Origin of the sequence: Aerococcus christensenii, assembly GCF_001543105.1 — a bacterium.
GTDB classification, from domain to species: domain Bacteria; phylum Bacillota; class Bacilli; order Lactobacillales; family Aerococcaceae; genus Aerococcus; species Aerococcus christensenii.
This window is the reverse complement of sequence record NZ_CP014159.1, coordinates 968,406-981,439: the sequence shown is the minus strand read 5'-3', so window position 1 is coordinate 981,439 and position 13,034 is coordinate 968,406. Positions and strand designations below refer to the sequence as shown.

General features: G+C 37.6%; 17 protein-coding genes and 1 riboswitch. All 17 genes read right to left on the bottom strand.

The genetic code is table 11. The features are described from left to right. Window positions 1-123: 123 nt before the first annotated feature. On the bottom strand, window positions 124-735 hold the full coding sequence (locus AWM71_RS04675) for a hypothetical protein (protein ID WP_060776874.1): 612 nt from the start codon (window positions 733-735) through the stop codon (window positions 124-126). A 285-nt stretch (window positions 736-1,020) separates the two neighbouring features. Further along, complete coding sequence (rpsI, locus tag AWM71_RS04670; RefSeq protein ID WP_060776873.1) at window positions 1,021-1,413, bottom strand: 30S ribosomal protein S9; 393 nt, start codon at window positions 1,411-1,413, stop codon at window positions 1,021-1,023. A 13-nt stretch (window positions 1,414-1,426) separates the two neighbouring features. Continuing rightward, entirely contained in the window at window positions 1,427-1,870 is a 444-nt protein-coding gene (rplM, locus tag AWM71_RS04665; protein WP_060776872.1) for a 50S ribosomal protein L13, read from the bottom strand. Window positions 1,871-2,197: 327 nt separating this feature from the next. Next, window positions 2,198-3,019 (bottom strand): tRNA pseudouridine(38-40) synthase TruA, encoded by an 822-nt coding sequence (gene truA / locus AWM71_RS04660; protein ID WP_308299432.1) that lies wholly within the window; start codon window positions 3,017-3,019, stop codon window positions 2,198-2,200. 30 nt (window positions 3,020-3,049) lie between these two features. Continuing rightward, window positions 3,050-3,844, bottom strand: coding sequence for an energy-coupling factor transporter transmembrane component T family protein (locus AWM71_RS04655; protein WP_060776871.1), 795 nt, complete (start codon window positions 3,842-3,844; stop codon window positions 3,050-3,052). Next, window positions 3,834-4,709, bottom strand: coding sequence for an energy-coupling factor ABC transporter ATP-binding protein (locus AWM71_RS04650; RefSeq protein ID WP_060776870.1), 876 nt, complete (start codon window positions 4,707-4,709; stop codon window positions 3,834-3,836). The genes AWM71_RS04655 and AWM71_RS04650 overlap by 11 nt, the downstream gene beginning before the upstream one ends. Beyond that, window positions 4,685-5,524: an energy-coupling factor ABC transporter ATP-binding protein gene (locus AWM71_RS04645; protein ID WP_060777461.1), complete on the bottom strand. Its 840-nt coding sequence runs from the start codon at window positions 5,522-5,524 to the stop codon at window positions 4,685-4,687. The genes AWM71_RS04650 and AWM71_RS04645 overlap by 25 nt, the downstream gene beginning before the upstream one ends. Window positions 5,525-5,588: 64 nt before the next feature. After that, window positions 5,589-5,708, bottom strand: a riboswitch (FMN riboswitch). A 66-nt stretch (window positions 5,709-5,774) separates the two neighbouring features. Beyond that, window positions 5,775-7,667, bottom strand: coding sequence for an acyltransferase family protein (locus AWM71_RS04640; protein WP_060776869.1), 1,893 nt, complete (start codon window positions 7,665-7,667; stop codon window positions 5,775-5,777). Between the two features lie 237 nt (window positions 7,668-7,904). Continuing rightward, on the bottom strand, window positions 7,905-8,285 hold the full coding sequence (gene rplQ, locus AWM71_RS04635; RefSeq protein WP_060776868.1) for a 50S ribosomal protein L17: 381 nt from the start codon (window positions 8,283-8,285) through the stop codon (window positions 7,905-7,907). A 27-nt stretch (window positions 8,286-8,312) separates the two neighbouring features. Further along, window positions 8,313-9,257 (bottom strand): DNA-directed RNA polymerase subunit alpha, encoded by a 945-nt coding sequence (locus tag AWM71_RS04630; RefSeq protein WP_060776867.1) that lies wholly within the window; start codon window positions 9,255-9,257, stop codon window positions 8,313-8,315. 76 nt (window positions 9,258-9,333) lie between these two features. Further along, on the bottom strand, window positions 9,334-9,729 hold the full coding sequence (rpsK, locus tag AWM71_RS04625) for a 30S ribosomal protein S11 (protein WP_060776866.1): 396 nt from the start codon (window positions 9,727-9,729) through the stop codon (window positions 9,334-9,336). Between the two features lie 31 nt (window positions 9,730-9,760). Next, window positions 9,761-10,126, bottom strand: a complete 366-nt coding sequence (gene rpsM, locus AWM71_RS04620; RefSeq protein WP_060776865.1) for a 30S ribosomal protein S13 — start codon at window positions 10,124-10,126, stop codon at window positions 9,761-9,763. Between the two features lie 27 nt (window positions 10,127-10,153). Then, the gene (gene rpmJ / locus AWM71_RS04615; RefSeq protein ID WP_060776864.1) at window positions 10,154-10,267 is read right to left on the bottom strand and encodes a 50S ribosomal protein L36; all 114 of its coding nucleotides are present in this window, start codon (window positions 10,265-10,267) and stop codon (window positions 10,154-10,156) included. Window positions 10,268-10,291: 24 nt separating this feature from the next. Beyond that, window positions 10,292-10,510, bottom strand: a complete 219-nt coding sequence (infA, locus tag AWM71_RS04610; protein WP_060776863.1) for a translation initiation factor IF-1 — start codon at window positions 10,508-10,510, stop codon at window positions 10,292-10,294. 100 nt (window positions 10,511-10,610) lie between these two features. Then, complete coding sequence (locus AWM71_RS04605) at window positions 10,611-11,264, bottom strand: adenylate kinase (protein WP_060776862.1); 654 nt, start codon at window positions 11,262-11,264, stop codon at window positions 10,611-10,613. A gap of 19 nt (window positions 11,265-11,283) precedes the next feature. Further along, on the bottom strand, window positions 11,284-12,582 hold the full coding sequence (gene secY / locus AWM71_RS04600) for a preprotein translocase subunit SecY (protein ID WP_060776861.1): 1,299 nt from the start codon (window positions 12,580-12,582) through the stop codon (window positions 11,284-11,286). Then, window positions 12,582-13,022 (bottom strand): 50S ribosomal protein L15, encoded by a 441-nt coding sequence (rplO, locus tag AWM71_RS04595; protein WP_060776860.1) that lies wholly within the window; start codon window positions 13,020-13,022, stop codon window positions 12,582-12,584. Before rplO ends, secY begins: the two co-directional genes overlap by 1 nt. Window positions 13,023-13,034 lie beyond the last annotated feature (12 nt).

Here is a 13,034-nt window from a genome sequence, read left to right as displayed (position 1 = left end):
ATTGAGATCTTACTCTTGTTTTTGTACGTGGATTTCCTAAAAACGTGACAAATCTTTTTTTATACGTCAAACTTTCAATCCAAGGCAGTTCATAAATTTGTACTTCTCTCTCGCTCATATCCTCTATTTCAAAAATTTTTTCATTCCATTATCATTAATCACTTTTAATATTTTTTCATCATTATCATGTAAACTTTCTATATATTTATTTTTATCCTTGATACTCTCCATCACTTTTACTTGACGAGTTTCAAGATCTTTTCTTACAATATTTGTCTCTAAATTTACATTATCAATACTTATATAGATTATGTCTTTCCCTTTACTAATTAGGCTAGAGCTATTATGATCTATTAAAAGTTTTAGCCTTCTATCCGTAAAATAATACATATAAGTAAGATACTGCTTGGTTTCAGAATCATAACAATTGAAAATTACTCCATCAGACATCCACGTTACCTGAGTATAATGGATGGGTACTACTTCTTGAATATAATGAATTTTAATTAATTGTTTATCAAAAAAATTATACAGATAATATGTTGACGTACGTTTAAATTGATCAAATTCTTCAAACAAAATTTTATTTTCGTTAGAAGAATGAACAATAAATGAACTCACATCTGATGTATTGTCTATATCTTTTATTTTATCTATTTTCTTTATTGCTACATCCATAGAAGCTAGGTATACACCTTTTTTATTAGAAATATTACTCATTTCAGCGATTAACATTCCCGAATCTCTTAAATGCTTTGGCGTGAACTTAGCATCACTTGGATATTCTAGCAGTAACATTTCTAAAAATTACTCATCACATGTCACCTTTCCATAAAATCAAGTTCTATTCTGCAAAGATAGCATACTACGCAAAAAAGCGCTTTCAGCATTACTTTGCACCTACTTTTCAGCTCTTCCTTCTAGAATGGACACCTTCTTTTCAATAATAAAAAGTCCATACAAAAAAGGTATCCAAGAAAATTTCTTGAATACCTTTCCAAACTTGTAAAGATCTCCCAATTAACGTTTGGAGAATTGTGGAGCTTTACGAGCTTTCTTAAGACCTGGTTTTTTACGTTCTTTCATACGTGGATCACGTGTTAATAAACCAGCTGCTTTTAATGGTTTACGGAAGTCTGGATCTACTTCAAGTAATGCGCGTGCAATTCCGTGACGAGCTGCACCAGATTGACCAGAGAATCCACCACCTTGAACATTGATATGAATGTCATATTGACCTTCAGTTTGTGTAACAGTTAAAGGTTGTTTAACAATAACAAATAAGGATGCGTATGGTAAGTATTCTTCCATAGGTTTTCCATTAAAGAAGATATTACCAGTACCAGGTACTAAGCGTACGCGGGCAGTAGAATCCTTACGGCGTCCTGTTGCTTGATAACTTGCTTGTGCCACTGCTGTTCCCTCCTTAAATTAACTTTTCTAAATCAACAACTTGTGGTTGTTGAGCTTGATGCTTGTGATCATTACCTGCATACACATGTAAATGTGTAAATTGCTTACGACCTAAACGGCTCTTAGGTAACATCCCACGAATAGCAGTTTCAATTAAACGTTCTGGTTTTTCTTCACGAAGTTTACCAGCAGTTGTTTCTTTGATTCCACCTGGATAACCTGAGTGACGATAATATTTCTTATCGAGCGCTTTTTTACCAGTTAATTTAACCTTTTCAGCATTAACGATGATAACATAATCACCTGTGTCTACGTTAGGGGTGAAAGTTGGTTTATTCTTACCACGTAACATGCTGGCTGCTACAGCTGCTAAACGACCTAATGGAATATCAGTCGCATCTAAAACAACCCAGTTACGTTCAACTTCACTAGCTTTTGCCATATAAGTTTGACGCATGTTTCTTTTCCTCCGTTTACTTCTACGATTGTTGCATAACACAATTGGTTTCCGGGGCCGATCGTGGGGCAAACAATACCGTCTTATATAATACCTGTATTTTTTTTGATTGTCAATTGTTTATTCTTAATTTCTTAAATACTTTTCTAGCCACACCAATATATCCAGCTGATAACACAGAGTATCACCCATAAAGTCAAACCTACGCCAATAAAGCATAAAAAACGTCTTTGGCGCGTATGCCTGTACAAATAATAAGAAAAGCCCACTAACACAGTCGCTATTAAAAATAAAAGGCCTACCCCCATCGCTTGACGTCCCTTTCTTTCATTCGATGAAACCTGCTGCCTCAGATTTCTGAATTCGCTGAGCCAAATCCATATACGAAACATGTTCCAAATAAAGTCCACAGGCTGGCGCAGTTGGTCCAGCTTGCTGACGGTCTTGAGCTTCTAAAAGATAAACCATATTTTCTACCGGACGTAAGCCATCTCCAATCTGTAAAAGTGTCCCCACTAAAATACGGACCATATTATAAAGAAATCCGTTGCCTTCAAAAGTGAACGTCAGAGATTTTCCATCCTCTGAAAGAGTGGCTTCTGCCCGATAAAGAATGCGATCAAATTCGGTCTTATCTGTTTTAGTAGAACAAAAACTTTTAAAATTATGTTCTCCCAATAGAACAGGCAAGGCTTGCTGTATTCGATTAATATTTGTGCGATAAGGATGATGTAAGACATAATTTCTTTCAAAAGGTGAAATGAATGGGGCCAAGGATACGCGATAAATATACCGCTTCTTAAGCACATGAAACCGCGCATGAAAATACTTTTCAACTTCTTCCACTTGATAGATTTGAATGGCATCATCAGTCATACTATTAAGAGCCTTCATTAAAGCTTCTGACCGAATTTCTCCTGGATAATCCAAATGTGCGACTTGTCCTAAAGCATGAACTCCTGCATCTGTTCGACCAGAGCCATGCACAAAAACTTTCTGTCCCTTGGTCATAATAGAGAGAGCTCTTTGTAATTCGCCTTGGATGGTTTTGCCGTTGGGTTGCACCTGAAAGCCTACAAAGGGCGTGCCATCGTACTGCATGGTAATTTTATAACGCTTTCCCATTTTATTTCCTTTCTTTTCTTTCAAAAAGGCCAGCTCCTCAAAGAAGCTGCCCTTTTAAGTTCTTAAGTATAAGACGACCAAACATACGATGACGGTAAGCCATACAGCCCACGTGTCCTTGGAATGCCAGATTAATTGTCGATACTTGCTCCGACCTTCTCCCCCTTGAAAACCTCTTGCTTCCATCGCAATGGAGAGATCATAAGCCCGGTCAAAAGCACTCACAAATAGAGGCACTAAGATAGGAATGATAGCTTTGATACGTTGAAGCAAGCTTCCTGTATTAAAATCAACCCCTCTTGCCCACTGAGCATCCATTATTTTATCTGTTTCTTCTAGCAAAGTAGGAACAAATCGTAAGGCAATCGATAACATCAAAGCAATCTCATGAACCGGTAAAAAGTGTTTGAACGGATATAATAATTTTTCCAAACCATCTGTAATTTCCAGAGGTTTTGTCGTTAACGTTAAAAGCGTAGAAATAAAGATGATGAAAACAAACCGTAAAAAAATAAAGATGGCGTTTCGTATTCCTTCATCCGTCAGTGCCAAAAATCGCCATTGCCAGTATATTTCTCCCGTTCGCGTGAAAAATAATTGCAAGCCTACTGTCAATAAGATTAACAGAATCATCGGCCTTAACCCCTTCAAAAAAACTTTTAAAGAGATTCCTGTCAGCAGCACGCTTCCTATAGTAAAGACACCAAACAGCGCATACGAGGCTAAATTATTAGCAAAAAAGATAAAGATCAAAATCAAAAACATCACAGATAATTTGGTTCGAGGATCCAAACGATGAATCACAGAATCTCCTGCTAGGTATCTCCCCATGATAAAACTATTCTTCATCTTTCATTCCCCTTTTAAAATACGCTTGAATACTATCTGCTAACGTCTCTAAAGTTAAAGGATTGCCTGGCAAAGAAAAACCTGCTTGCTGCTCTAGCTTTTCCTTAAAACTTAACGCATCCGGTAACCCTAAGCTATGCTCTTTTAACCAAGCTGGATCCTTAAAAATTTCCGTTGGGCTACCTTCTTTAGCTACTGTTCCTTTTGCCATTACAATCACATGGTTCGCATACTTAGCTACATCATTCATTTGATGTGTCACTAAGACCACTGTTAGATGATGTTTTTGGTAAAGGTCATAAAACATCGCCATCATCTCTCGATGCCCTTGTGGATCTAATCCGGCTGTCGGTTCATCTAATACCAAAACTTCAGGCTCCATTGCCAAAATACCAGCAATAGCTACTCTTCTCATCTGTCCCCCTGATAAATCAAAGGGGGATTTTTTATAAATAGATTCTTCTATTCCTACTAATTTTAAAGCTTTTGTAGCTTTTTCTTCGGCTTCTTCTTCACTGGCTCCGTAATTTTTAGGACCAAACATCACATCTTTAATGACTGTTTCCTCAAATAATTGAGATTCTGGAAATTGAAAAACCATTCCTACTTTTCGACGAACACGTCTTAAAATTTCTCCCTTAGTCGATGCAGTAATCACGTCATCATCCAATTTAACTAAACCTTTACTCGGCTTATTCAAGCCATTTAAATGTTTGATAGCCGTGGATTTTCCACTCCCTGTATGTCCAATAAAGGCTGTAAAACTTCCATCAGGGATCACCAAATTAACCTCATGCAAAGACTGAATTTCAAAAGGCGTCCCTACGCCATACGCAAAATCTACATTTTGGAATTCAATACGCATAAGTCATCCACCATCCTCTGCTCTGAATAATAGCCTTCTTCAAAGGCAAACCCTCTTTTTTCGAGTTCATGTTTTAACTGTACACTAAAAGGAACGCCTAGACCCATCTCAATCAGTTGTTCTCCAAAAGAAAAAATCTCAGCTGGTGTGCCTTCTTGCACAATTTTCCCTTCGCGGAAAACTAGAATGCGATCTGCCCACGAAGCTTCTTCTAAATCATGCGTAATAGAAAGCACCGTTAAATTAGATTGTTTCTTCAATTGTCGAATAACTGCCATGACTTCTCTTCTCCCCGCAGGATCTAACATAGAAGTTGATTCATCCAAAATAATAATATCAGGACCTAAAGCCAGAATGCCGGCAATGGCTACGCGTTGTTTTTGCCCTCCGGAAAGATTGCTCGGTTCATATTCCCGATAGGCTAACATGCCCACTTGTTCCAAAGCCCAATGAACACGTTCAACCATTTGTTGATGAGGCATACCTATATTTTCTAAACCAAAAGCCACATCATCTTCTACCGTTGCCCCTACAAACTGATTATCTGGGTTTTGAAAAACAAGCCCTACTGAATGGCGAATGTCCCATACATTTTCTTCATTTAATTCCAAACCTGCAACTTTTATTTGACCACTTTCTGCTTCCAAAAGCCCATCGATTAATTTGGCCATTGTTGACTTTCCAGAGCCATTGTGCCCAATTACAGCCACCCATTCTTCTGCTTGGATATCAAATGACACGTGATCAATCGTTCTTTTTTTATCTTCTCTGTCATAACGAAAACAAACATCTTTTACTGAGAGTATCGATTCCAAACGATTACCTCTTTCTATCTAAAAACCCCATTTCAAAAAATGGGGCTAACATTATCATATTACACTTGGCCTTCTCCTATCAGACTATACTGTCGGTACTAGAGTCTCACTAGTTCTCCCGCTTGTGCGCGGTTTGCGGACTTTTTCCGCCGGTCGGGAATATCACCCTGCCCCGAAGCCAATCAATCATATTTTAGTATACCTGATGAAAAATACTTTTACAAGTTAGAACGCACACTCTTTCACCTTTTTAGGAATTGTTGACCTTGTCTTCCAAAAGAGCATGTCCCACAAAATCAATCCAAGCTTGAATTCCTGGTTCGACAAAATGAAATTTATCTGGAGCTAGCCAATCCGCAGTAGCATGCGATTGATAATAGGAAGACCAATCTATTAAGCGATACTTTCCTTGCGATTCGTCACACATTTTTTTCAAATCACCATTTACTTTTTCTCTCCAAGGGCGATTAATATGTGTTGTCACAAAATAAACTTTCTTTGCTTGTGTCATTTCTAATAAATGTTTCATTTGTTTTTCTGTAAATGTTCCATTAGATCCTAAAGCAACCACTAAGTCTTCATGGATAGATTCTTTTCCTTTAAATTCTTCTAATAAGGAAGGAGCCTGCCAAACTTGTAGTCCGACCTTTGCACAAACGTTCGATTGAGGAAACAAAGCTGTCACCCCAGACGCTACATCTATCGTTAAGGAATCTCCTAAAAAAGTAAAGGCTTTCCCATTAGCTTGTAGAAATTCTTCATCACTAAAGTGCTCTAGTAACCTACTCTGGTCCTCTGTTAATTCGTTTTTATATTTTTCCACTTCTTCTTTATTATTGACAAGTTCTTTTTTATTTTGGACATTGAGATGTTGGGCCTTTTGTTTCATCAACCGATCCGATTCTTGTGCAAGATCAGACGTTGGAGCCAGAAACAGAATCCCTGTAGCTAAAACTACACTCCCCATACATAACCAAAAAACAAAGCGTTGTCGAAGGGGAGCTGTTGATTGACACATTCTTTTCATACTTGTTTTAAAATGTAAGGGCTCACCTTTTTTTCGAAAGAAGATAGGGACTTCAAATGTTGGCCCCTGCAACAGTCTTTGACTGCCAATTCCTAAAACTAAGATAAACAAAATTTGTAGGAAAATATGTTTTCCTATCCAGCTATTCTCACTAGCACTTGCACTGCATAAAATATAAATCGGGTAATACCATAAATACATAGGATACGTCCTTTGTCCTAACCACACCAATGGAGAAAAGCTGAACAATTTAGAGATAAAAGAGGGTCTGATCGTTAAACCTAAAATAAACCATAAAGCGAAAAGATCCCATAAAAACATTCCTCCATAGTAAGCCAGTGGGCTAGCATCCGTCAGAAACTTCATTGCTAGGAAGAGAATAATCTCTATTCCTACTAAGAAAAAATCTAAATTTTTTGTCCAAGAAAAGCGTGACCGAAACCGTCGCCAACTCTTAGGGATTCCAATCCCTCCAAAAGCTCCTAAAAAGAAAGAGAACAATCGAGTATCTGTTCCATAGTAAACTCGAGTCGGATCTTGTCCTGCCTGAAAGTATACCGCCATCAAAATCGCTGAAAGAAGAGAAATACCGATTAAAACCATTCGTAAGACTTGCGTTTGATTCGTTCGTTTTTTTACAAAAGCATACACTCCATAGAAGAGTAAGACAGACTGAGCATAGACCCCCAAATACCACAAATGCGTATAAATAGAAGGATTTAAAAAATTAGAGAAATAAGACTTTCCTTGCCAAATCTGTTCCCAATTATTTCCAAAGAACAAACTAGATAAAACGGAAGAACGCACATTGGTCAATAAATCCCTTCGAAACAAAGCAAGACTTATCAAACTTACCACTAAAAACAACAACAAAGGTTTTAATAGTTTTCCTAATCGTTTAAAGAAATGAGAAATTAATCGTCCGAAGCTTATAGTGCCTTCTTCATATACAGTCAACTGATTGGCCAGCAAAAAGCCAGATAAAATCAAAAACAAATCAACTGCTAAAAAACCACCTGACAGCTGGTTCGGAAAATAATGATATAAAATAATAGCTAATAAACACAGAAAGCGCACGCCATCTAACTGAGGAAAATAATTTCTTCTTTTATCCATCTCTCTCTTCCTTTCAATGTCTCTATTTTATCAAATACCTTCTTCCAAAATAAAGGATTTTAGATTCTTTAGAATAAAAAAATAGCGGTCCTTTTGAATAAAGCTTCTCCTTTTTAAGAAACCCTTATCTAAAAGTTTTCCGCAAAAAAAATTTCACCCTTAATCGATATTTCGACTAAGGGTGAAAGAGCTAGACTGAGTTATTAATAAATAACTACCATCATAACACTCAGCGTGCTAGACTAATTCAATAATTACCATTGGAGCATTGTCTCCACGGCGTGGTTCTGTTTTAAGGATACGGGTATATCCCCCATTACGTTCTGCATAACGTTTCCCTAAATCATTAAATAATTTTTGTAAAGCTGTTTCAATAACAATCTTGTCTTCTTCAGCACGTACTTCTGCAACTTCATTACGTAAGTAAGCAGCAGCACGACGGCGAGCAGCTAAGTCACCTTTTTTACCAAGAGTAATCATTTTTTCAGCCGTTTTACGAATTTCTTTCGCACGAGTTTCAGTTGTTGTAATGCGCTCATTAATCAACAAATCAGTAGTTAAATCACGTAACATCGCTTTACGTTGTGAACTGGTACGACCTAATTTGCGATAGCTCATGTTTCAATATCCTCCTTTTGTAAGAAATTAATCATTATCTTTTAAAGACAATTCTAAGGCATCGAGTCTTGCCTTCACTTCATCAAGAGACTTGCGTCCTAAATTACGAACTTTCATCATTTCAGTTTCTGTCTTTTGAGTTAATTCATCCACTGTATTGATACCAGCGCGTTTTAAACAATTGTAAGAACGAACAGATAAATCTAATTCTTCAATTGTCATTTCAAGCATTTTTTCTTTTTGCGTTTCTTCTTTTTCTACCATGATTTCAGCTTCTTGAGCTTCATCAGTGAGATTCACAAAGATAACAAGATGTTCGGTTAAGATTTTAGCAGCAAGGCTTAAAGCGTCTTGTGGGGCAATCGTACCATCTGTCCAAATATCCAAAGTTAATTTGTCATACTTGTTAACTTCCCCAATACGGGTATTTTCTACTTGATAATTAACTTTTTTAATTGGTGTGTAGACGGAATCAACAGGAATCACGCCGATTGGCATATCTTCTGATTTATTATTCTCCGCTCTTACGAAGCCACGCCCATTTTTGATTGTCATAATCATATGGAATCTAGCTCCTTCGGCCAGCGAACAAATATGTAAATCAGGATTCATTACATCAAAGTCCGCGTCTGCAGTAATATCTGCTGCTGTTACTTCTGCAGGCCCTACCATATCAATTTCAATTTGCTTTTCTTCGACATCATACAGCTTTAAAGCTAATTGCTTAATATTCAAAACGATCTGTGTAACGTCTTCTCGGACACCTGGAATCGTTGAAAATTCATGTAAAACATTTTCGATTTTGATGGATGTCACAGCTGTCCCTGGTAATGAGGATAAGAGTACTCGACGAAGAGAGTTGCCTAAAGTTGTCCCATAACCTCTTTCTAATGGTTCAACTACAAACTTACCAAATTTGTTGTCCGCGCTCGTTTCAATGGTTTCGATATTTGGCTTTTCAATTTCGATCATCCTAATAGTTTACCCCTTTCAAAACGTGAAAACTTGCACCTTGTAATAAGTCCACATGCATCAATCGTTTTAAAGACTAAACACGACGACGTTTTGGAGGACGACAACCATTGTGAGGAATTGGGGTGACGTCACGAATAGCAGTTACTTCTAATCCAGCTGCTTGTAAAGCACGAATAGCTGATTCGCGACCAGAACCAGGTCCCTTAACAGATACTTCTACTGTCTTCATCCCATGATCCATTGCTTGTTTAGCAGCTGTTTCAGATGCTAATTGAGCGGCATATGGTGTAGATTTACGTGAACCTTTAAAACCTAATGCCCCGGCAGATGACCAAGCAATCGCATTGCCTTGTTCATCGGTAATCATAACAATGGTATTGTTAAATGTTGAATGGATGTGTGCAACACCACTTTCAACATGTTTTTTGACACGACGTTTACGTGATGTTTGACGTTTTGCTTTTGCCATGTTGAATAGAAACCTCCTTTTTAAATATTATCTATTTTTTCTTAGCAATTGCTAAGCCCCGTTTACCTTTACGGGTACGTGCATTGTTTTTAGTGTTTTGCCCACGAACAGGTAAACCACGACGGTGACGCATACCACGGTATGAACCGATTTCTTGCAAACGTTTAATATCCATATTGATATCCCGACGTAAGTCACCTTCAACTTTAATTTTATCTACTTCTTTACGCAAACGATCTAATTCATCATTGCTTAAATCGCATACGCGAGTGTCGATATTAACATCAGCTGCTTTACAAATATCCATTGCAGTTTTTGTTCCAATTCCGAAAATATAGGTTAATGAGATAACTACGCGTTTATCTCTAGGAATATCTACTCCTGCTATACGTGCCATGTAATTGGTCCCTCCTTACTCTAATAATTAACCTTGACGTTGTTTATGTTTAGGATTTTCGCAGATCACCATAACGCGACCATGACGACGAATCACCTTACATTTTTCACACATAGGTTTAACAGATGCTCTAACTTTCACTCTTATACCTCCTTGTTATCACCATTACTTGAATCGGTAAGTAATACGTCCTTTTGTCAAGTCATAAGGAGACATCTCTACCTTCACGCGATCTCCTGGTAAGATACGAATATAATTGACCCGCATTTTTCCAGAAATATGAGCTAAGACTTCAAAGCCATTCTCCAACTCAACCTTGAACATAGCATTTGGTAACGATTCAGTAACAGTACCTTCGATTTCGATCATATCTTCTTTAGCCACAACATATCCTCCCAGTCTATTCAAGTAATAGCTTCAATCAGTAGGCTTTATCTTTCGACTAACTAATGCATTTTACTACAAAACAGCTATTATTTCAAGACTATTCTTCAATAATTTGGCTGATGTGTTGAAATACATTATCGATACCGATATCGCCAGGAATTCGTTTCAAAATTCCTTTTTCTTCATAGAACTTAACGAGTGGTTCTGTTTGTTCAATGTTTATTTTAATTCGATTTTCAACAACCTCTGGCTTATCATCATCGCGTTGATAAAATTCATGCCCAGAGCAACGGTCACATGTGCCTTCTTCCTTTGGAGGATTAGAATTCACATTGTAAGTTGATCCACAACCACGACAAATGATACGTCCAGTTAGTCGTTTCTTTAATTCTTCAGCTGGAACGTCAATATATAAAACAGCATCAAGGCTAGTTTTTAATTCCGCCATAATTGTATCTAGTGCTTTGGCTTGATTCAAAGTCCGTGGAAATCCATCTAACATAAAACCTTCTTCAGCTGTTGCTTGTGAGAGACGTTCTTTTACAATGCCATTTGTAACTTCATCAGGAACAAGGGAACCTTCATCCATGTAGGATTTTGCTTTTTTTCCTAAAGCTGTTCCTTCTGCCATTGCTTGACGAAACATATCTCCAGTAGAAACATGAGGAATTGCATATTTCTCTGTAATACGTTCTGCCTGTGTCCCTTTACCAGCTCCTGGTAAGCCCATCAAAATAATATTACGCTTCATTCGTATCTCTCCAGACTTTCTATTCGCGAATAAATCCAACATAACGATGTTTAATTAAACGACCTTCAATCTGTTTGTAGGTATCTAACGCTACCCCTACGACAATCAATAAAGAAGTCCCACTTAAAGCAACTCTTTGTGACATGTCTAAGTAATAGGAAGCTAACAACGGTGCTGTAGAAATTACCATTAAAAAGATTGATCCAAATAAGCTCAACCGATTCAAAACGGTCGAAATATAACGTTCGGTAGCTAAGCCCGGACGAACGCTTGGAATATAGGCCCCAGACTTTTGAAAATTCTCTGCAACACGTTCAGGATTAATCTGAATGTGTGAGTAGAAGAATGTGAAAAGAATAATGGTGATTGCATAAACCGCAATACCCATAGGATCCTTTAAACTAAATACTCGATTTAATAACTCAAACCACCCAGCTTCTCCATAAGAAGCTCTGAAAAAGTTCAGAAGGGTTTGAGGTACCATAATCAAGGAGCTCGCAAAAATCACCGGAATCACGTTTGCGGAATTAATTTGTAACGGCATATGTGCTTTTTGACTTGTAGCATTGGCTCTCTTTGAATAACGGACTGGTATTCTTCTTTCAGCTTGGTTCATGAAAACCACAAAAGTAATAACGACAATCATCATCAGAATAAAACCAAATCCATAGAGAAGATTATTCGTCAATTTATCCGCTTGGCTATTCAAAATATTTCGATTAACAAAAGCCACTACTTCTGTTGGCACACGAGAAACAATCCCAGCAAAAATAATTAATGACGTCCCGTTTCCAACTCCGTATTGCGTAATTTGGTCTCCAATCCAAGTCACAAACATAGTACCTGCAGTCATAATCAACCCGATTAAAAGATAGGTTGCTGTTGAAGGATTCTGAATTAACCCGTATTGCGCTAACGAATTAAAACCAAACGAAATGGCAATTGCTTGGAAAAACGCAATAACAACAGAAAAATATCGGGTCCATTTGTTTAACTTTCGGCGACCTACTTCCCCTTGCTTTGACCATTCTGTAAAAGAAGGAACAATTTCCATCTGTAACAGCTGAATAACAATGGAAGCTGTAATATACGGAGAAACCCCTAACGAGAAAATCGAATAACTCGCTAAGGCTCCCCCACCAAAGGTGTTCAATAACCCAAACAACCCTGAGCTTGCTAAGGTTGAAACAGCTTCTGCATTAACAAAAGGCACAGTAATATGTGAACCTATTCGAAACACAATGAGCATCAATAAACTAAAAAAAAGACGGCTTCTTATATTTTTATCTTTAATGGCTTGTTTCAAGGTGCTAATCATTAGAGCACCTCGCAAGTTCCCCCAGCGGATTCAATTGCTTTTTTAGCAGACGCTGAGAATTTAGCAGCTTTAACGGTTAATTTACGTTCTAAGCTTCCATTACCTAAGATTTTTACCCCAGCTTTTTCTTTTTTGATTAAACCAGCTTCAAAAAGTTCTTTAGGCGTTACTTCACTACCATTTTCAAAGATATTTAAATCATCTAAATTTACGATAGCATATTCCTTGCGATTAATGTTTGTAAAACCACGTTTAGGAATACGACGGAATAAAGGTGTTTGTCCCCCTTCAAACCCTAAGCGCGTACCGCCACCTGAGCGAGCTAATTGTCCTTTTTGACCACGGGTAGAGGTTTTTCCAAAACCAGAACCTGAACCACGACCAACACGTTTACGGCTGTGACGTGCTCCTTCAGCGGCTTTTAATTCGTGTAATGACATTTCGTCTGCACC